The 20,126-nt window shown below is 67.9% G+C and carries 19 protein-coding genes; 4 read left to right on the top strand and 15 right to left on the bottom strand.

What is annotated here, in order from left to right:
• Positions 1-66: 66 nt before the first annotated feature.
• The 5 genes from HPC46_RS10325 to HPC46_RS10305 form a co-directional block, all read right to left on the bottom strand.
• Positions 67-525, bottom strand: coding sequence for a hypothetical protein (locus HPC46_RS10325; protein ID WP_179469379.1), 459 nt, complete (start codon positions 523-525; stop codon positions 67-69).
• A 308-nt stretch (positions 526-833) separates the two neighbouring features.
• The gene (rpsI, locus tag HPC46_RS10320; RefSeq protein WP_179469508.1) at positions 834-1,295 is read right to left on the bottom strand and encodes a 30S ribosomal protein S9; all 462 of its coding nucleotides are present in this window, start codon (positions 1,293-1,295) and stop codon (positions 834-836) included.
• Positions 1,296-1,348: 53 nt separating this feature from the next.
• Positions 1,349-1,792 carry a 50S ribosomal protein L13 gene (gene rplM / locus HPC46_RS10315; RefSeq protein ID WP_133690761.1) on the bottom strand — a complete coding sequence of 148 codons (444 nt, stop codon included), beginning with the start codon at positions 1,790-1,792 and terminating at the stop codon, positions 1,349-1,351.
• A 182-nt stretch (positions 1,793-1,974) separates the two neighbouring features.
• Complete coding sequence (locus tag HPC46_RS10310) at positions 1,975-2,886, bottom strand: PaaI family thioesterase (RefSeq protein ID WP_179469377.1); 912 nt, start codon at positions 2,884-2,886, stop codon at positions 1,975-1,977.
• Between the two features lie 73 nt (positions 2,887-2,959).
• On the bottom strand, positions 2,960-3,529 hold the full coding sequence (locus HPC46_RS10305) for a TIGR03086 family metal-binding protein (RefSeq protein ID WP_179469375.1): 570 nt from the start codon (positions 3,527-3,529) through the stop codon (positions 2,960-2,962).
• A 101-nt stretch (positions 3,530-3,630) separates the two neighbouring features.
• Here HPC46_RS10305 and HPC46_RS10300 point away from each other — a divergent pair, with 101 nt between their 5' ends.
• Complete coding sequence (locus tag HPC46_RS10300; RefSeq protein ID WP_179469373.1) at positions 3,631-4,227, top strand: CGNR zinc finger domain-containing protein; 597 nt, start codon at positions 3,631-3,633, stop codon at positions 4,225-4,227.
• A 42-nt stretch (positions 4,228-4,269) separates the two neighbouring features.
• Positions 4,270-4,917 carry a GNAT family N-acetyltransferase gene (locus HPC46_RS10295; protein WP_179469371.1) on the top strand — a complete coding sequence of 216 codons (648 nt, stop codon included), beginning with the start codon at positions 4,270-4,272 and terminating at the stop codon, positions 4,915-4,917.
• Here the strand turns inward: HPC46_RS10295 and adhP are convergent.
• From adhP to eccCa, 7 genes are all read right to left on the bottom strand, one after another.
• On the bottom strand, positions 4,908-5,969 hold the full coding sequence (gene adhP / locus HPC46_RS10290) for an alcohol dehydrogenase AdhP (RefSeq protein WP_179469369.1): 1,062 nt from the start codon (positions 5,967-5,969) through the stop codon (positions 4,908-4,910). The two genes, HPC46_RS10295 and adhP, sit on opposite strands and share 10 nt — an antisense overlap.
• Positions 5,970-6,037: 68 nt before the next feature.
• A complete protein-coding gene (gene adh / locus HPC46_RS10285; protein WP_179469367.1) occupies positions 6,038-7,561 on the bottom strand; it encodes an aldehyde dehydrogenase in 1,524 nt (507 codons plus the stop codon).
• A 111-nt stretch (positions 7,562-7,672) separates the two neighbouring features.
• On the bottom strand, positions 7,673-8,968 hold the full coding sequence (locus HPC46_RS10280) for a GAF domain-containing protein (protein ID WP_179469365.1): 1,296 nt from the start codon (positions 8,966-8,968) through the stop codon (positions 7,673-7,675).
• 208 nt (positions 8,969-9,176) lie between these two features.
• Complete coding sequence (locus HPC46_RS10275; protein ID WP_179469363.1) at positions 9,177-9,470, bottom strand: WXG100 family type VII secretion target; 294 nt, start codon at positions 9,468-9,470, stop codon at positions 9,177-9,179.
• A 15-nt stretch (positions 9,471-9,485) separates the two neighbouring features.
• Positions 9,486-9,794 (bottom strand): WXG100 family type VII secretion target, encoded by a 309-nt coding sequence (locus HPC46_RS10270; protein WP_407665490.1) that lies wholly within the window; start codon positions 9,792-9,794, stop codon positions 9,486-9,488.
• Positions 9,795-9,843: 49 nt separating this feature from the next.
• Entirely contained in the window at positions 9,844-11,043 is a 1,200-nt protein-coding gene (locus HPC46_RS35750; protein ID WP_179469361.1) for a type VII secretion-associated protein, read from the bottom strand.
• Positions 11,031-14,582 carry a type VII secretion protein EccCa gene (eccCa, locus tag HPC46_RS10260; protein ID WP_179469359.1) on the bottom strand — a complete coding sequence of 1,184 codons (3,552 nt, stop codon included), beginning with the start codon at positions 14,580-14,582 and terminating at the stop codon, positions 11,031-11,033. Before eccCa ends, HPC46_RS35750 begins: the two co-directional genes overlap by 13 nt.
• 92 nt (positions 14,583-14,674) lie before the next feature.
• Here eccCa and HPC46_RS10255 point away from each other — a divergent pair, with 92 nt between their 5' ends.
• Together HPC46_RS10255 and mycP are read left to right on the top strand one after the other, a co-directional pair.
• Entirely contained in the window at positions 14,675-15,673 is a 999-nt protein-coding gene (locus HPC46_RS10255) for an EsaB/YukD family protein (RefSeq protein ID WP_179469357.1), read from the top strand.
• Positions 15,670-16,989: a type VII secretion-associated serine protease mycosin gene (mycP, locus tag HPC46_RS10250; RefSeq protein ID WP_179469355.1), complete on the top strand. Its 1,320-nt coding sequence runs from the start codon at positions 15,670-15,672 to the stop codon at positions 16,987-16,989. Before HPC46_RS10255 ends, mycP begins: the two co-directional genes overlap by 4 nt.
• Here mycP and eccB read toward each other — a convergent pair.
• From eccB to HPC46_RS10235, 3 genes are all read right to left on the bottom strand, one after another.
• Complete coding sequence (gene eccB / locus HPC46_RS10245; RefSeq protein ID WP_179469353.1) at positions 16,954-18,294, bottom strand: type VII secretion protein EccB; 1,341 nt, start codon at positions 18,292-18,294, stop codon at positions 16,954-16,956. The two genes, mycP and eccB, sit on opposite strands and share 36 nt — an antisense overlap.
• A gap of 72 nt (positions 18,295-18,366) precedes the next feature.
• Positions 18,367-19,419 carry a polyprenyl synthetase family protein gene (locus HPC46_RS10240; RefSeq protein WP_179469351.1) on the bottom strand — a complete coding sequence of 351 codons (1,053 nt, stop codon included), beginning with the start codon at positions 19,417-19,419 and terminating at the stop codon, positions 18,367-18,369.
• The gene (locus HPC46_RS10235; RefSeq protein WP_179469349.1) at positions 19,416-20,102 is read right to left on the bottom strand and encodes a hypothetical protein; all 687 of its coding nucleotides are present in this window, start codon (positions 20,100-20,102) and stop codon (positions 19,416-19,418) included. The genes HPC46_RS10240 and HPC46_RS10235 overlap by 4 nt, the downstream gene beginning before the upstream one ends.
• Positions 20,103-20,126 lie beyond the last annotated feature (24 nt).

Raw genomic sequence — 20,126 nt, 5'->3', positions numbered from 1 at the left:
AAACACCTGGAAAGCACACACTGCCCCGCACCAGGTCTAGGTGCGGGGCAGTGCGCTGCCAGGCGGTTAGCGGCTACCGGTCATCGGCGCCTCCGCAGGCGCCGTGGACGTCGCGGTCGAGCCGATTCCCGACGCGCCATGGCCCTGCATCTGGCCCGGTGCCAACTCCGCGTTACCGGGTCCGGCCTGGGTGAACGTGTAGCTCACGCCGGTGGTGCTGTTTGCGCACACCGGGACACTGTCGATCTGGCCGCTGGCCAGCTGCGGCAGCTTGGACGACAGGTCGTCGCTCGGGCACACGCCCGTCGCCAGGGTCTGCGCGTTGCTCAGCGACACATTCTGAATGGTGCCGAGCTGCTGGCCGTCGACGGTGAGGCCGACATTCAGGCTCTCCCCGCTCACCGGCTGAGGCGCCTGGGGCGGCTGCGGAGCCTCAGGCGCCGCGCTTGCGAGGCCAAAGCCACCCGCGACGAGCAGCGATCCGCCGAGAACCGTACCTGCGGCCATCTTCGTCATCGTGTTCATGTGCTCTATTCCTTCCTGTGGTTGGCAGGGAGTCAGAGCTGCGGGAACTACGCCTCACAGCCCCGAAGCAAAGGACACCGACCCCCCAAAGGATCCCGCCTCCTACCTCGGGCAGCCGACGTCGCCGCCGGCTCCACGAAGCGTTGCCGAACGCCACCGGACTCAAACCGAAACTCACCAACTCGTCGAGAAAACGGGCGCTACCAGGATGTTCACCGGGTGAGACGAGCCACAATACGAAACGCCGGGTGCCTCCAGCCGAAACTGGACGACACCCGGCGAACCGTTGCGTATGCGAACGCGGCAGGTCAGCGCTTGCTGTACTGCGGCGCCTTGCGAGCCTTCTTGAGGCCGTACTTCTTGCGCTCGATGGCACGCGGGTCACGGGTGAGGAAGCCGGCCTTCTTCAGGGCCGGCCGGTCCTCGGGCTGCACCAGGATCAGCGCGCGGGCGATCGCCAGGCGAAGCGCACCGGCCTGACCCGAGGGGCCGCCGCCGTCGAGGTGGGCGTAGATGTCGAAGCTGTCCACCCGGTCGACGGTCACCAGCGGGGCCTTGATCAGCTGCTGGTGCACCTTGTTCGGGAAGTACGCCTCCAGGGTGCGGCCGTCCAGGTTGAACTGGCCGGTGCCCGGCACCAGCCGGACGCGCACCACGGCCTCCTTGCGGCGGCCGACGGTCTGGATGGGGCGGTCGATGATGATCGGCGCACGCGGCGCTGACTCGACCTCGACGACCTCGACGACCTCGACGACCTCAGGGGCGTCCAAGGCCTCAGCCACTTCGGTCTCTACGACCTCGGTCACGTCTTCTGTCGTTTCGCTCACTGCGCCACCTGCTTGATTTCGAACGGAATCGGCTGCTGCGCGGCGTGCGGATGATCCGGGCCGGCGTACACCTTGAGCTTCTTCTGGATCTGCCGGCTCAGCTTGTTGTGCGGCAGCATCCCGACGATGGCGTTCTCGACGACGCGGTCGGCGTGCTTGGCCATCTCGTCACCGAGGGTGCGGGCACGCAGACCACCGGGGTAACCCGAGTGACGGTAGGCCATCTTGGTCTGGAGTTTGTCGCCACTGACGGCGATCTTGTCGGCGTTGATGACGATGACGAAATCGCCACCATCGACATTCGGCGTGAACGTCGGCTTGTGCTTGCCGCGCAACAGATTTGCTGCCGCGACGGCGAGCCGGCCGAGTACCACGTCGGTGGCATCGATGACGTACCACGAACGCGTGGTGTCACCTGCCTTCGGCGTGTACGTAGGCACAGCGCTACCTTCTTCTCTTCTCGGGTGATTCCCGGTGTGACCCGGGTGCCGGTCGGGACGCGACGGTGGGGTTGATTTCTCGGCGACCAACACTGACCCGAGAACCCGGCTTACCCCGCGATGCTGAATCCGCGGCGTACCGCACGCCAACGTGGCAGCTTACCTGCGACGATCCGGGCAGGTCAAAACGCCGATGCCCGCTCGTAGGCGATGTTGGCGACGGCACGGACGTAGGCGGTGCCAGCGGCGTCGGTCATGGTGGCTGCGACGGTCCCCATCCGGCGCCCCATACGTTCTGTGGTGGTGGCCACGGTGAGCGGCCGCCCGTCGACCGGGGGCGAGCGGAAGTAGTGAACACTGAGGTCAGCCAGGGTATAGCGGTCCCCCGGGCCGGTGTGGGCCTGGCCGGCCAGCGAGCAGGCCTGGCCGATGAGCGAGGCGATGACCCCGCCCTGGATGGCGCCGAGCGGGTTGGCCATCCACTGCTGAGGTTCGACGGTCACGACGGGTTCGTCTAACAGGTCGACGGTCATGGCAAGCAGTTCGCACAGCGGTCCGCGAGCGATCTCGCGTCGGCTGATCGCGGTCAGGATGCGCCGGCCGTCCCAGTCCGGGTCGATGGTCGAAATGGTGGTGTCGACGGCGGGTGGGGTGGGCAGGGTCTCGACGGGTTCGGCGATGGCGTCCTTGTCCAGGGCCCGAAGCGCCTCGCTACTGCGACCGACGCGGACGGCGCGGGCAATCCCCGAGCAGACGACGGCGCGCGATCCGGTAGTGATGGTCATCGTGGCGGTGCCGTTGGCATCGTCGCGATGGGCCATCGCCGAGACCGCGTGCAGCCGGTCGCCCACCGTGGGCCGGGCGCCGGCGGTGAGTGCCAGCCACGACTGCACGGTGGCGACGGGCTCGGCGAAGGTGTACCAGTAGGCGCCACTGGTCACCGATTCGGCCATCACCGCGTAGGCAGGCATCTCCACCAGACCGCGGTGGTCGACCAGCGTCTGCGTCACGTGCTGATCCAGCGAGATGCCGGCCTCGCTGACCCGGGTGAAGCCGACACAGAAGACCGACTGCGGTCCGTTAGGTGTGCTCATCAACCGGGATCTTTACAGATGGCCGGTGGCTCCGCCCGGCCCAGGTCTCGGTTTGCCGATCCGGGGCTTGCGGTTATATCGGGCTGCGCCCGGAGAAGGCGACGACCCGCTGGGTCGGAGTGGCGCCGCTTGCCGGGCGGACCTCCGCACCGAAGAGCTGTTGCTGGCGCAGCGGGGGAACCAGCTGCGTTCCGACCGCTTCGGCCAGTTCGGCTTCGGCGTCGTCGAATTCGAGCGGACGGTTCAGCGCGACCGCAAGATCCCAGCTGTGCAGCAGCGTGGAGTAGGTGACAATCGCCATGGCCTGGCCGGCCGGCATAACACCGAGGACGCTCGCGACGGGCGCCTGCCAATCAGTGATCGTCGCCCATGCGCGTTGTGAGCGCGCCACGGCGCGTTCGACGACCGCCAGTGGATCAGCGCCGAGGATGTCGGTCCCGCTGAACAGTTCCTGCTCGGTCGGACCGCTGCCACCGTCCACGGCGGCGGCGAATGCGTCGATCGACGCGACGGTGTGACTGAGCAGCGACCGCACATTCCACTGCGAGCACGGGCTGGGCAGATCCAGGTCATCCCCGCCGAGGCCGGTCGTGAGACCGACGAGGCGGGCATCTGCGCGTTTCAGTAGTTCCAGCGGATCCATCGAGCGAACCTTCCATCTCTAACGTTTATGTTTATTCATTGCCGTTAGTCTTCTTACCGGACTCGAACTAACGCTGTCAACGCGCTGATAGCATTAGCAAGATGGATGCCAGGCTCCGGATGGACAAGGCGCAGGCGGCCGGCTTGATCGTCGCGGGCGAGCCCCTGGCGGTGGACTTGGCCGACACGATCATCACCACGACCGACCCGGCTACCGACTTACTTCCCGACGAAGCGACCTGCCGGATGTGGTGGGGCCTGCAACAGGACCGGCTGCCCGAGGAGGCAACCACTCCACCGCTGGGCCTCACCGTCGAACTCCGGCGTGCGGTACGTGCGCTCCTCGACGCGCAGGTGGCGGCAACGGTGCCCGATTCGGCTGCCGTCGGCTACGTCAACGACGTTGCCGCCAGGGCGACCGCCACCCGGCGGCTGGAGCGCACGCACAGCGGCTGGTCCGCGGTCACCAGATATCACGCGCCCGCCAGCCGCCGTTACGACATCGCGCTTGGGGCGGTCACTGACAGCCTCATCGATCTGCTCGTCGGTCCAGCCGCGGCTCGTCTCCGGCGGTGCGAGAATCCTTCCTGCAGCATGCTTTTCGTCGCCCTGGATGCCCGGCGGAAGTTCTGCACCCAGAACATCTGCGCCAACCGGACGCGGGTGGCTCGCCACTACCATCGCCACCACCCGAGCTAATTCGCTTTCGAAGACCTCATCGGTTGTGATCCGATGGCAGGTATGCCGCACGACATCTGGCCGCTGTTCGACCTGCAGGTGGTGACACCGCGGGTGGTGCTGCGCTATGTCAGCGATGAGCTGGGTGCACAGCTGGCGACGTTGGCGGCCAGGGGTATTCACCATCCGGCGACCATGCCGTTCAGTGAACCGTGGACGGATGTGCCGTCGCCGGAACTCGAGCGCAACAGTCTGCAGTACTACTGGCGCAACCGTGCCGAGACGTCGGTCGAGCGCTGGAATCTGGACCTCGCCGTCCTGGTCGACGAGTCGGTGGTCGGCATGTGTTCGGTTCACGCCGAACAGTTTCCGCAGAACCGGAGTCTGACCACCGGGTCGTGGCTGGGACTCGCACACCAGGGCCGGGGCCTGGGCAGGGAGCTCCGCCAAGCCGCGCTGCACCTGATCTTCGCGGGGTTCGACGCTGACCGCGCTGTCACCCGGGCCTGGCATGACAACGCCGCGTCGCTGGCGGTGACGCGCTCGTTGCCCTACACCGAGGTGGTGAGGACGGTCGAGAACCGACGCGACCGCCCCGACACCATGGTGGGATTCACCATGACGCCGGGGCGGTGGGCCACGATCCGCCGCGACGACATCCGTCTGGTCGGCATCGAGCCCGTGCGCGAGCTGCTGGGGACTCAGCGGTAGTCGATCACCACGCGGCCGTCGATCTGACCGCGCTCCATGCGGCCGAACACCTCGTTGATGTCGTCGAGCTTGGCGGCTTCCACGGTGGGATGGATCAGACCGCGGACGTAGAAGTCCAGCGCCTCGGCCATGTCCTGGCGGGTGCCGACGATCGAACCGCGAATCGTCAAGCCCTTCAACACGATATCGAAGATCGGTGCCGGGAAGTCGCCGGGTGGCAGGCCGTTGAACACGATGGTTCCGCCGCGCCGGGTCAGGCCGATCGCCTGCCCGAACGCCTGCGGGTGCACCGCGGTCACGAGCACCCCGTGCACACCGCCGGTGGCCTTCTGCACTTCCTCGACGACGTCTGAGGTCTTGGCGTTGACGGTGACCTCCGCGCCGAGCCGGGCAGCCAGTGCGAGTTTGGCGTCGTCGATGTCGACGGCCACCACGCGCAGGCCCATCGCGCGGGCGTACTGCACGGCGATGTGGCCGAGGCCGCCGATGCCGGAGATCGCCACCCACTGGCCGGGCCGGGTGTCGGTGACCTTCAGCCCTTTGTAGACAGTGACGCCGGCGCACAGGATCGGTGCGACCTCTAGTGGGTCGATGCCGTCCGGAATCCGCGCCGCGTAGGCCGCATTCACCAGCATGTAGGTGCCGAAGCTGCCGTTGACGCTGTAGCCGCCGTTCTGCTGGCTCTCGCACAACGTCTCCCAGCCGGTGCGGCAGTATTCACAGCTGCCGCACGCCGACCACAGCCAGGCGTTGCCGACCTTGTCGCCGACCTTCAGGTCGGTGACGCCCTCGCCGAGGGCGACGACGGTGCCGTAGCCCTCGTGGCCCGGGATGAACGGCGGCGCCGGTTTGACCGGCCAATCCCCATGGGCGGCATGCAGATCGGTGTGGCAGACCCCGGAGGTCTCCAGCTTGACCAAGGCTTCGCCGGGGCCAGGGGTCGGTAGATCGAGGTCGGCGACCTGCAAGGGTGCACCGAACTCGGTGACGACAGCAGCGCGCATGGTGTCGGTGTCGGTGGATGTGGCGGGTGCGCCAAGTGTCTGAGTCATGATGGTGTTTCCTTTCGGGAAAGTGGTTGTCGAGCTTCAACGGTGACTTCGGTTCTTCGCGCAAGCGATCAGAAGAAGCCCTGAGCCTTGTTGGAGTAGGAGACGAGCAGGTTCTTGGTCTGTTGGTAGTGATCGAGCATCATCAGGTGGTTCTCCCGCCCGATGCCGGACTGCTTGTAGCCGCCGAACGCGGCGTGCGCGGGGTACTGGTGATAGCAGTTGGTCCACACCCGGCCGGCCTTGATGTCCCGTCCGGCGCGGTAGGCGGTGTTGCCATTGCGGCTCCACACCCCGGCACCCAAGCCGTAGAGGGTGTCGTTGGCGATGTCGATGGCGTCGTCGTAATCGGTGAACGACGTGACGGCGACGACGGGTCCGAAGATCTCTTCCTGGAAGATCCGCATCGCGTTGTCGCCGGTGAAGATCGTCGGCTGCACGTAGTAGCCGCCGTTGAGGTCACCGCCGAGCTGGGCGCGCTCACCACCGGTGATGACTTGAGCGCCTTCGCTTTTCCCGATCTCGATATAGGACAGGATCTTCTCCAGCTGATCGTTGGAGGCCTGCGCCCCGATCATGGTGTCGGTGTCGAGCGGATCGCCCTGGCGGACGGCCTTGGTGCGGATGGCGGCCATCGCCAGGAACTCGTCGTAGATGTCGGCCTGGATCAGTGACCGTGACGGGCAGGTGCAGACTTCACCCTGGTTGAGGGCGAACATCGTAAAGCCCTCCAGGGCTTTGTCCTGGTAGTCGTCGTTGGCGGCGAGGACATCGGAGAAGAAGATGTTGGGGCTCTTACCGCCGAGCTCGAGGGTGACCGGGATCAGGTTCTGGGAGGCGTACTGCATGATCAGCCGGCCGGTGGTGGTCTCGCCGGTGAACGCGATCTTGGCGATCCGGTCGCTCGACGCGAGCGGCTTACCGGCCTCCACACCAAACCCGTTGACCACATTGATGACTCCGGGCGGGAGGAGGTCACCGATGAGCGACATCAGGTACAACACCGAGACGGGCGTTTGCTCGGCGGGCTTGAGCACCACGGCGTTTCCGGCGGCCAGGGCGGGTGCCAGCTTCCACACCGCCATCAGGATCGGGAAGTTCCACGGGATGATCTGGCCGACCACACCGAGGGGCTCGTGGAAGTGGTAGGCGACGGTGTCCTCGTCGATCTGTGACAGCGAGCCTTCCTGGGCGCGGATCGCTCCGGCGTAGTACCGGAAGTGGTCGACTGCCAACGGAATATCGGCGTTGAGGGTTTCGCGGATCGGCTTGCCGTTGTCCCAGGATTCGGCCAGCGCGATCGCCTCCAGATTGGCTTCGATGCGATCGGCGATCCTGTTCAGGATCAACGCTCGTTCACCGGCCGAGGTCTTACCCCACGCCGGTGCCGCGGCATGCGCGGCATCCAGCGCCAGGTCGATGTCCGCCGCGGTCGAGCGGGCCGCCTCACAGAACACCTCGCCGGTCACCGGCGTCCGGTTCTCGAAGTACTGCCCACCCACCGGCGCGATCCACTCACCGCCGATGAAGTTGTCGTAGCGGGCCGCAAAGGACATCGCGGCGCCCTCCGCACCGGGCCTCGCGTATACGGTCATGGCGTTCTCCTGCCTGTTCGAGACGACGAAATGTGTCGGTCGTCACTGAAACTAGGCAGTGCGGGGTTGCAGCACGGTTGCACGCGATCGGGCAACGTTGCAGACCCGGAATCAGGCCAGATCGAAGTCCAGTCCGGCCAGCTTGCCGCGGGCCTGCGCCTGCTGCACCGAGCCGGGCAGGGTGCCGTCGTGCAACGCGCGCCAGCCGTCGCGGTCGTCGCGCCCGTCGGGGCTGTCCAGCCAGCGGCGCAGCACCACGGGATCGCCGGTGGACAGCACCGCCCCCCGCAATGTCATCGTCAGCTCGGTGCGCAGTCGCCCGACTGCCGGTGAGATCGATTGCGGCAGAAGCGGTCCCGGATAGCGATCGAGCGCCGCGGTGACGTCACCGGTGTCCAGCGCCTCGTACACCTCGCCGATGTCGGTGGTGATGGGGACCAGCAACCGGTAGGGCCGCGACTCGATGATCTCGGCGCCGACGACCTTGCGCAGCCGTGACATCTCGGCGCGCACGGTCACCACGTCGAGGTCTTTGTCGTCGAGCAGCATCGCCAGGTGATCGGCGCTCAATCCTTCGGGGTGGCGGCTGAGCAGCACCAGGATGTCAGCGTGCCGGCCGGTCAACGTGGTCGCCCGCAGGTGCCCGAACTCGTCGGTGACCAGCCAGCGCGGCCGTTCGGATCCCAGCACTGCCAGCCGCGGCAGCCGCGGTGCGGTCTCGATCGCCGATCCGGTCAGCCGCAGCAGCGCCAGGTGGCTCTCCACGGCGACGACGGTGGCGCGGACCAGGGCCAGTGCCTGCGGGCTGGCCACCCGTGATCCGCCGGTCAGGTCCAGGGCGCCGAGCAGAGCGCCGGTACTCGGGTCGTGTACCGGGACCGCCGTGCAACTCCACGGCTGGACCACCCGGGAGAAGTGCTCGGAGCCGAGAATCTGCAGCTCAGCATCCACGGCCAGGGCGGTGCCGGGCGCGTTTGTGCCGGCACCGCGCTCGCTCCAATCCGCGCCCGGGACGAAGTTCATCGCCTCCGCCCGTCGGCAGGCGCTGCGGTCGCCTTCCACCCACAGCAGAGTGCCGTCGGCGCCGGTCACCGCGACCACGACGCCGGTGCCGGCCGCATCATCGACGAGCAGTCGCCGGATCACGGGAAGGGCCGGTGCGAGCGGATGGGTCTCGCGCAGCCGGGCCAGTTCTTCCCCGACCGGCGAGGGCTGTGCGGCGCCGTCGGGGTCGACGCCCTTGGCGAGGCTGCGTTGCCAGCTCTTGGCGACGATCGGTCGCAGCGAACTGGATTCCAGATACGAGGCGTCGACTTCGCCGGCGACGAAGAGCTCGTGGACCGCGCGCAGCACCGCAGAAGGCCGAGGGCCGCCGGCCCCGGTTCGCGGTGTTCTGGATGTGCCCATCGGCGATCACACTCCTCGCGCGGTGACGTCGACCGACGCGCGTGCGGTCACGATACGCCTTTTTCGCCGAAGCCCCCGAGCAGACACAGAATCGCACGATCTGGGGGTCAAAAGTGCGATTCTGTGTCTGTTCGCAGGCCTCGGGAACAGTGACTGTGCGGCCCCGTTGGCTCTCCTCCGCGGGGGCCGCACAGAGTTCAGCGGGAGCTCAGCCCCACATACCGGCGGCCCGACGATCGGCATCGGCGACGTCGGCCGCACCGTCGCGCACGGCGGTACCCAATCGCACGAGAATGTCGTGCAGCGCGGACGCGGCCTGCTGCCAATGCGCTTGCTCAGCGTGATAGGCGGCCGCGGCATCCCGCGTCCACACGTGTTGCAGCGGTGCGATCTGCCGGCTGAGATCATCGAGCGCCGCGCCGAGCCGGGTCGACGTGCCCTGGATATCCGCGAGCACCGCCGCGTCGATCTCGGCGAAATTGTAGGAAAGGATGGGGTCCACGGTCGTATTCCTTCGCTAAAGACCTGCAGTCACATCGGCGATGCGCTGCGCATGCAGCTGCGCGGCCTCACGCAGCTCGTGTTCGTTGTTCCGGATCGTGTCGGCGATCCCGGCCAGCGCGTGGGACAGCCTGGTGGACTCGGAGTTCCAGTGTGCGACCACGGTCTTGAAACGCGCGGCCGCCAGCCCACCCCACACCGTCGGCGGGACCGATTCCATTCGGGTGATGAAGCCCTGCAGCAGAACCCGGATCTCGTCATTGCGCGTGTCGGCGGCCGCCGCGGCACTGCGCATGAGCTCGAAGTCGGTACTCAGTGTCGTCACGAGTCGTCCTTAGGAGTTGAGTTGTACACGCTGACAAAGGATTAGACGTTCATGCGGACCCGTTGGTTCCCGCCAATTCGTGAGCCGACTCGATTGCCCTCTCGCACGCCTCGGCAACGGCGTCCTCGCGGCCGGGCGCGCTTTGGCATCCGATGCTGATTCGCGTCGCGCCGTCAAGCACGACGGTCCACCGGATGTCGCGGCCGACCCGAACTTCGCGATAGGTGACGGCGGGGCGCCCGCCGCGTCGGTCTGCCGGATTGAAGTCGACGAACACACCGCGCGGTTGTTCGGTGACCGCCTGTCGCAGCACATCTGCGGTCCGGTCCAATACCTCACCGGGAGAATACGATTGGGTGACATGCACAGCGACGTTCGGCGCATCCGGTGCGCTGGCCTGGATGCGCCGCGATCCCGGCCCGGCGGTGATCCTGGTGATCGGCCATCGGGCCGGAATCCGCACAGTGATACGACCTTCGACGATGTCGATGACGTCGAGGGCCGGCGCCGGAGTATGGGGACGGCCGACGGCCACTCCGAGTGCGCAGACTGTCAGGGCCGCCGAGGCGGCCACGACCACCGGTCCGCACCAGCGTCGCGGCGCTGGCACCGGCAGCGCCTCGACAGTCGGCGCCGACACGTCGCTGAGCCCGGCCGGCCTGGCCGCCACACCGCGCCGGCGTAGGGCCGTCATCAGGTCGCGAGCGTATTCGGCGCCACCGGCGACTCCCGGTGCTGCGTCGATGAGAACGCTTCTGCCGGAGTCATTCCCGATGGTTCGGGCCACATCCTGAGGATCGTCCGTACGGGCCAGCACCAACGGTGATCGGCCGGGACCGCTGACGGCGATGACGTCGTCCGCGATCTCGACGACGGTCGCTGACTCGCCGTCTGCGACCGCTGCCGATCGAGGCAGCGCGCGGACGTCGCCGACGACCGAGGCAGCCGTATCAACGATGCGCTTCACCCGATGCGGAGGCCACCACGACGGATGCACGATCGTCAGCGCCCGGCAGTGCGGCTCGACGCTCGCCGAGATCACTCGCCGCCACAGATCAGCCACCGCGACCGGCCGTTCGTCGAGCAATACTGTCGTGTCGTCGATCCCGGCCAGTGCGGCCGCGATCAGGTCCGCCGAAATCGACGTTGTGCAGGCCGGCACTCGACTTTTCCCGTCCGAATGTCGGTTTGGGCGGATCCGAACGGTGGCCGGCCCGACTTCCAGCACTGCGCCGCTCACGGTGGGCACCAGCCGACCTGAACCAGTTGTGCCGTGGTACGGGTGACCAGCAGTCCGCGTCCGGGCGGCTGCGCGGACGCCCGGTGCTGGCCGATCAGCCCACCCTCCTCGGGGCTTCCGCTCAGCAACAGGCCGGCACACCCGTTGTCCCGCAGGTATGCCAGCAGCGGCTCGTACATCGCCCGCGCCGCGCCGGCGCACCGCCGTGCCACCACGAGGTGCAGCCCGATGTCCGTGGCGTGCGGCAGCAGCGCGAGCAACGGCGTCAGTGCCTCCGGCGTTGTGGCCACGACAACGTCGTAATCGTCGACCACGACGAACACCTCGGGACCCGCCCACCACGATCTGGCCCTGAGCTGCTCGACCGAGGTACCCGCGGCGGGCAACCTGCTCTGCACCAGCGCAATCAGCCCGGGTAGCAGATCGGCGAGGCTGCGTCCCGAGAACGCATAGCCCAGCACGTGCTGCGATTCGGCGAGGCCGAGCAGGCTGCGGCGGTAGTCGATCACGAACAACGAGGCCGGCCGAGTCGGCGTACGCCGCACGATGTCGCTGCACAATGTCCGCAGCGTCGCGGTCTTCCCGCACTCGCCGTCACCCAGGATCACCAGGTGCGGCTGTCGGTCGAAGTCGACGCCGACCGGTTCGAGTCGGTCCTCGCCGAGGCCGAGCAGGATCCGCGCGGCGCCGTCGCGGGCTTGGTTGACGACAGCCGGATGCTCGATCAGCCCGGGCAACAACCGAACCGGTGGCGCCTGCCACGCACCCGCGCGAGCCACCTCGACGCCGCCCGGCGTGGCGATCAGGAAATGGTTGCCGTCGCGGGTGATGCCCCGTCCGGGGCGGCCGATCGGGACCATCGAGGCCTGCTTGCGGTCGATATCCGAGTCGACCGGATCCCCCAGGCGCAGTTCGATTCTGGTGCCGATCTGATCCTTGAGGCTCGGCCGGATATCGGCCCACCGTCCCGCGGTGATGATTACGTGAACACCGAAGGACAAGCCCCGGGCAGCGTGGCCGGTGATCGTCGCCTCGAGATCGGGAAACTCTTCACGCAGCGTCGACCAACCGTCCACCACCAGAACCACATCGCCGTATTCGTCAGCATCACACCGCGATTCCCGACCGGACAGGATCGCGCCGACGTGATTGACGATTCGCCGCACCAATTCCCGCTGCTGCCGGCTCGCCACCGACCCGACGTGCGGCATTGCGCGCAACCCGTCGAGGGTGCCGCCGCCGAAATCCAGGCAGTAGAACTGGATCCGGCGTGAGGCATGGCGGCTGGCCAGTGCGGTGATGACCGTGCGCACAGCGGTTGACTTCCCGCTCTGCGGCGCACCCACGATCGCGGCGTTGCCGCCCGCGCCGCCGAGCTCGACCACCAGCGGCGCCCACCGCTGCTCGAACGGCCGATCGACCAGCCCGACCGCCGCACTCAGCTCTCCTCCCCCACCGGGGTCCAGCTCCGAGAGACTCGGGGATGCCACCAGTGGTGGCAACCACACCTGATGAGCTGGGCTCCCCCGGCCGCGGGCCTGTGCGACGATCACGTCGAGTGCCGTCGGCCCCGTGTCGGCACCGGTAACCGGCGGCGCAGCGGGCACCGACGTGAACAGTCGCACAGCGGGATTCGCCGGCGTGGGCGTGGCCGCATCCCGCGTGCGAGCACCGAGGTAGGCGCCGTGAAAGTGAACCAGCCGTCCGTCGGCGGTGCGAAGCAGCGCCGACCCCGGCGTCGCGGGCAGCTCGGCGGCGTCCGGGACACCAAGGACAGCCCGGGACTCGGCGGCCGTCGCCGTCTTCAAGCAGATGCGGTACGACAGGTGCGACTCCAAGCCACGCAGCCGTCCCTCATCAAGCCGCTGGCTGGCCAGTAGCAGATGCACGCCGAGAGAGCGGCCGACACGTCCGATCATGGTGAACAGTTCCGCGAAATCCGGCTGGTGAGCCAACAGCTCGGCGAACTCGTCGACGACGATGAACAGCGTCGGCAAGGCGGGAAGTGCGGGATCACCCTCCCGATGTCGCCGATAGGACGCGAGGTTGACGGCATTGCCCGCCCGGCGGAACAGCGTTTGACGACGGTGGATCTCGCCACCGAGCGCTTCTTTCGCGCGCTCCACAAGGTGTGCTTCGTCGGCAAGATTGGTGATCACGGCGGCGACGTGGTTGACCCGCTCCAGCCCGAGGAATGTTGCCCCGCCCTTGAAATCGATCAGCACCAGGTTGAGGTCGTTCGGCGAATGGCGGGCGATCATCCCCGCCACCACCGTGCGCAACAGCTCCGACTTCCCCGATCCGGTTGTGCCGACGCACAAGCCGTGTGGTCCATTCCCGCCGTCGGCGGCCTCCTTGATATCGAGTTCGACGATGTCACCGTCTGCCGCGGTTCCCAACGGAACCTGCAGCGGGGCATACCGATTCGCGGTCAGTGCCGTCCGCCAACGCTGCAGCTCGTCCGGCGTGCAGGCGTGGCGCCGATACCGCGCGAGCCGACGCGCGCACATCCGCGCCTGCACCATCGTCAGGGCGTCTGCGGTCGCGAACTCTTCGGTGTGCTGGCCGCTGCGGACCCCGAGCCGGCCAGCATCGACGTGCAGCCGCAGTGCGCGGGGGTCAGCTGCCCGGTGCCCGACACCGATGACTGTCACTCCCGCACCCGCCGCGAGCCGATGGTCGGCGCCGTCGACGATCACCACCACATGGCGCCGCTGCGCCGCAACGCTGGCTGCCGACTCGTACACCATCGGTTCCCCTCGCTGCGGACAAGCGTTGTGCGGCAGCCATTTCAGCCAGTCCCACTGAGGCCGTCGCCCGCCGCCGACGATCGCGGCGATACCCACCACATCGGGGCCGTGCAACACAGCGAGCTGGCAGAGGACCGCACGGACGAAGGCACGTGCGCCGTCCGTGTCGCCGTCGACCAGCAGCACCCCCACCCCGCGCAGGGCGACCGCGATCGGCACCTCGCCGATCGTGGCATGGCAGTGCACCATGCGGCGCAACGCATCTGCGGTCACCGGGTCTAGCTCGTCGAGGGGCACAACGGCCGGAACGACGATGCGGCGGGCCAGCTTCTGCCTGCCGAGCCCGACGCGTACATGGCAGAAGTCCGAGTCCGTGGCGCCGCGCTCCCACATGCGCTGCCCACCGATCAAGGTCCACAACGACGACGGCGCCGGGTGCGTCCACAGCAGAGCGGCACGCTGGCGTCGCGCGGTGTCGGACAACTGCCCGCTGAGCCGTTCCAGCACGGCCAGATAGCGCTTTCGCTGCCGGTCGATGCTGCCGCCCGACCGTCGCGAACCCACGTGGATCGCCATACCCACCGCCGATACGAGCATCATCGCCGGGAGCATCACGGCCGTCGGCCCGCGCGAGACCATCCCTGATCCCCACATGAGTGCGCCGACAGCCACCATCGCGCCAAGACCCAACACCGGCACGAATCGCAACACGCCGCCATGGGACGGGTTGACCGGCAGCGCGGTGACGAGCAGATCCTCGGTCGAGAACTGCGGCGCCACCCGGGCGGGCCGATTCATGCAGGGACGGTAGACAGCGCCGACCCTGCTCGGCAATTCACCTGTGGACAACCGAGTTCGGCGGCGCCGCGGGCTGGATAGCGTGCGGGGTGATGACTGCTATCGATGAGCTGCGCCGGTTGTCGATCCGCGCCGCCGACCGCGAGGTGGACGTCGTGCTACCTGCCCATCTGCCGGTCGCGGAGCTGGTAGGTGAGATGGTGGAACTCGTCGGCGGTGACGAGGTGGTCGACTACGATCCGCACCTCACCCGGGTGTCCGGGGAGGTTCTCGACCCGGCGATGACCCTCGCGCAGTGCGCGATTCGTGACGGTGACCTCCTGCTTCTGACATCGGTGGCGCGGCCGGAGCCGATACCCCGATTCGACGCGAGTACCGCGGTCATCGATGTCGTGGCATCATCGACCCCCACGGTGCCGGAGCCCCGCGAGCGGGCGGCCGCCACGATCGGTGTGTTGTCGGTCGCATTAGCGGGTCTGGCAGCCGCGCTGGCCGCTCCGGGTGACCTCGGTGCGCCTGGCTTCCTGCTCGCGATGTCGGCCATGTCCGCGACGTCGCTGTTCGTGTGGCGCTTGTTGGACTGTGCCCCAATGGTTTTCCTTCCACTCGCCGCAGTGACGATGACGGCTTCGGCGGCAGCAGTTGGTGCGGTCGCGGGCTGGTGGTCCATGACCGCCGCAGGCCCGATTCTGGGACTGAGCTCGCTGGCTCTACTCGCGCTGTCAGCACGCTTGTCGGTCCGCAGTTCCGGATTGTCGACACCAACCCTGCCCGATGCCGACATCGAAGCGCGAACCAGGACCGCTCGACAGCGGCTGACGATGCTCGTCGTGACGGCCAACGAGGGAGCGGTCCTGGGCGCCGCCGTCACCGCAGCCACCACAATCCGCCCACTCGCTGCAGGCGTCTTCGTCGCAGTCACCTTCTCAGCGCTGGTGTTGCGGGCATGCCGCACGGTCCGCCGGTGGTCATTGCCCCGGATTGTGCGACGCGCGACCGCGATACTCGACCTCGCGGTCGCCGTGGCCGTCGTCCCCTCGGCGGCCGCTGCGGCCGGCGCATTCACGACGTTGCCCGGGTTCGGTCAGTGACCGTCCGAGGCGTCCGACTGGCGGCGGCGACTGCGGTGGTTCTGATCGTCTCCACGCAGTGCACGCCACCGGCGTTCGCGGTCAGCCCACCGGCCATCGACAACTCACTTCTGCCGCCGCCGGCACCTCCGGCCCCACCGCAGCCGACCGAGCAGCGCGAAACGTGCGCCGTGCCGATGCCGGTCAGCGGTTCCGGCGCAGCGGCAACGCAGCTGGCGGGTTTCGACATGCCCGCGATCTGGCGGCTGACGCGCGGCGCGGGACAACGGGTGGCGGTCATCGATACCGGGGTCGCCGCGCATCGTCGCTTGTCTCACGTCATCCCCGGCGGGGATTACGTGTCGGGCGGCGGCGGCAACGAGGACTGCGACGGGCACGGAACGGTGGTCGCCGGCATCATCGCGGCGGCACCCGACCGGACCGATCCGACCGGATTCACCGGTCTCGCCCCCGAGTCCACGTTGATCGCAATCCGGCAGTCCAGCAACAAATTCGGCCCGTTGTCAGAACCGGCGGCCCACGGGTTCGGCGATGTCAGCACCTTGGCCATGGCGGTTCGCACCGCGGCCGATATGGGCGCTTCGGTGCTGAACATCTCCTCGGTGGCCTGCGCGGAGTCCACGCTGGACGACAGGGCGCTCGGTGCCGCGCTGTCGTACGCGGTCGACGTGAAAGACGCGGTTGTGGTGACCGCGGCGGGCAATGTCGGCGGGGACGGTCAATGCCCGAGCCAGAACACCGCGGCGGCGCCCACCACGATCGCCAGCCCGGCGTGGTACGACGACTACGTCCTGACGGTCGCCTCGGTGGCATCGGACGGCACCCCCTCGGAGTTCAGCCTGCACGGTCCGTGGGTCGACGTCGCGGCGCCCGGGGAACGCATCATCTCCCTGGATCCAGCCGGCGACGGCGTGATCGACACGATGCCCACACCAGCAGGCAAGGCCTCGATTTCGGGAACCAGCTACGCCGCACCCCTGGTCAGCGGTCTGGTGGCCCTCGTCCGGTCGCGATTCCCCCGGCTGTCGGCACGCCAGGTGATGACCCGCATCGAGACCACCGCACACCACCCCGCCGGCGGGTGGACCGCAGCCGTCGGCAGCGGCGTCATCGATCCCGTTGCCGCGCTGAGCGACCAGACCGCGACCCCAGCCCCGTCCCGGACACATCCACCAGCCGCGCCCGCGGCCGGTGGTCGGAGTCCGCAGCGTCCCTATGCGGTCGCCGCGACCGGTGCGGCGCTGTGCCTGGCTGGTGTGATCGCCGCCGCGTCCGTCCGATTACGGCGCCGACCCGAGAACATCCCAGCCGACTGACGCAGCATCATGAGCCAGCTCGGGACCCGCGGGCAAGGCGCCGACGATCGCTGGCGGTGCAGCGGCCGAACCGGTCAGCCCCAATGCCGTCACGGCCGAATCATCCACAGGGAAGCGCACTCCCGCATCCGTGACGAGGTAGCGGACCGCCGCGCCGGCCTCGGTGACGTCCAGAGTGCGGCCCGGCGTCATCCGCACGGTGTCGACGCCGGGCCCGTCGCCGTCGGATCCGGCCAGGGTGATGGACGGTGCGGCTGCCACCGGCGGGCCGGCGGCAATGCCGCTCACGCCGGACTGCCATGTCGCGCAAAGCTCGTCGCCGGTCTGGACGAGAGGTGGCGGTTCGTCGGGGTAGGTGGCAACCGGAAGGGCGTCGAGCAGCGGGCTGTGTGCGATCAGCTCTGGCGCCACGTCGGCGATCTCGGTGGCGGCGGGGTCGGCGAAGCGGAGGAGGTCCGCGGCCAGCCGGCCGACCCGTTGCAGCCCGCCCGCAAGGACGACGAAGTACTCGACAGCATCGGTTCTGTTGACCCTTACCACGGCGCCGATGGGCAGGCCGGCAATCCCCGACGGCTGTCCCATCCCGGCAACAGGGGGCGGGCCGATCGCCGGCACTTCGGGGATCGCGTTGAGAAGAGTCGCCGACACCGTCCTGACAACAGCGCCGTCGAGGTGCAGCGCGCGTGCGGTGGCCGGGTCGGCAGGGTCGATGACCGCGCGTTTGCCGTCATAGAGCAGGTAGATGGCCCCGTCGCCGTGCGCGACGATGACGACGACGGCCGCATGGCTGTCCAGCGCAACCGGCCCCGCGTCGGCACCGACCGCAACCGTCGTCAGTCCGTCGGAACTGTCGCAGACCGCCCACAGCAGATCCGGCGGTGAAGTCACCTCCCCCAGCCTCCGCGGTGCCCCCGGGATGCCCAGCGTCGGACCGTCGGCCACACTCCTGAGCGCGGCGTCGTCGACCAGACGTGGGGTCGCCGGCGAGCCGAGGATCAATCGAGCCGATGTCAGGTTCGCCACCGGACGCAGCACGCCGTCGACCCGGACGAAGAGCGTTCCGGATTGCCGCGACATCACCAAGGCGGCGTCGTCGGGGAGCCGGTCGTGCCGGGACAACCCCAGGATCACGTCGAGAATCAGCATCCCGGTCGCCACCCCACAGCCGGCCAGCAGCGAGAGCTTCTGCGCGCGAAGAGGGTCGCGCCGGCTGGGCATCTGACGCCCCAGAACCGCGTACTCCAGCCGACGCAGCAAGAAACGATGCGCACTCATCTCGGTGCGAAGCGACGGGCGTCCGGCCACCCCGTGACGCTAGAACAGTTGCCTACGCGCCGAATCCGTTCATCAACAGCCGTAGCTCTTGATCGTCGACGGCTACCGCGACCGTTCCCAGACGTAGGGCACCAGTGAGCGCAGGAAATCCAAGTCCGGACCCTGCTGGGCATCGCAGAAGGCCTGCTCGAAATACTCCTCCGCAACCAGCAGAATTCCCTCGGCGTATTCGCTGGTGAACTCGATGCTGCCGTAGTCGTCCATCAGCGAGCGAATGGTCCGCACCAGCTCTTCGGACCGCTCGGCGCGACTGCGCCGCAAATAGTCTCGGACCACATCACGATCGGCTCCCCGGGCGCTGGCCATCAGATGCACCAGCGTCAGCGTGCGCTTGCCCTCGAAGATGTCGCCGAGGATCTCCTTGCCGTAGTCCTTTTCGTCGCCGACCAGATTCAGCAAATCGTCCCGGATCTGGAAGGCCGCACCGAAGTGGAAGCCGAACCGGATCATGTGCGACAGATCCGCAGTTCCGCCGGATCCGACGATGGCGCCGACCCGCAGCGGATAAATCGTGGTGTACCAACAGGTCTTGTGCATGATGAGGTCGAGGTAGTCCGCGGGCCGCAGGTCTTCGACGCAGTCGAGCTGCCAGCCGAGCTCGGTGGCCTGACCCTCCAGAGTCCGCATCGCCATGATGTCGAACTCCTCCATCACCTGGTCGGCGATGTCGCGGTCGAGCCGGCGGGTCGCCCGCCGCAGCACCTGGCTGGCGACGATGGCCAGGCCATCACCGGCGTTGAGTGCACCAGCCATCCCGTGCCGGGCGATCAGGGTGGGCCGGCCACGGCGCATCTCGCTGCCGTCGGCGATATCGTCGTGGACCAGAAATGCGTTGTGCAGCAATTCGATTGCGACGGCGATACCGATAAGGTCCTTCTGGTCGGCCCCGAAGGCCCGGCCGGCCGACAGACACAGTGCAGGGCGCAGCGCCTTGCCCACCCGCGACGGGTATTCCCGCATCGGACCGTACAGCCACTGCACAGGTTCACCGTCGGGCATCGCGTCCAGCATCGCGCGGCGCACCGCCTTACCGACCTCGCGGAGCTTGGACTCGACGGCCTCGGTCAGATCCGAGCGGTCGGCGATGCTGGTCATTCGCCGGCCGCGCGGACGGTCAATGCCACCGGCAACCACAGTTCCGGGCGGCCCTCGACCAAGATCGAGCCGCGATACAACCCGGCCTTGGTCTTCTTCGCGACTTTGACGGTGATGCCCACGCCGCGACTCGACCGACCCGGCACCGGGACGGCCTTCGGATTGATCCGACAAGCCTGCGAGGAGATCACCGATCCGTCAGCCGCCATCAACTCGCTGCACCGCAGGCGAATCCGTCCCAAATCATGATCAGCGGCGTTGTGCAACCACACCTCCGCCGTTGCTGGATCACCAGCCTCAGTTTCGAACTCCACTCTGCCCGAGGCCGTGGTGCCGGTGAAGTCCAACGCGGGCGAGATCCCCGCGGTGGCAGCCGGAGTTTGCGGCGCCCCACCCATGAGGAACTGACCGGCCATCGCCCACCACGATCTGATCAGCGGTTCTAGATCGGTGGCACCCAACAGATCTGCTCGTTGCTCGTTGGATAACGGCGCCGAGGCCCGGACTGAGGCCGCACTGCCGTCGGGCCGAGTTGCCACCATGTGCACGAAACGGTCGACGAGTTCGCTGGCGGCCCGAAAGCCTTCTGCCTGAACGGCCGTAAGAGCTCTTACGTTCGCCGCGGGATCGAAGATCGACGCCCAAGGCACATCGTGCATCTCGCCGTTGTTCGCGCTGTCCACCCTGACCCCCCGTCAGAAATCTCT

This window comes from Mycolicibacterium vinylchloridicum, assembly GCF_013404075.1.
Taxonomy (GTDB): Bacteria; Actinomycetota; Actinomycetes; order Mycobacteriales; family Mycobacteriaceae; genus Mycobacterium; species Mycobacterium vinylchloridicum.
Note: the sequence above shows the minus strand (reverse complement) of the source record. Positions and strands in the feature narration are given on the sequence as shown.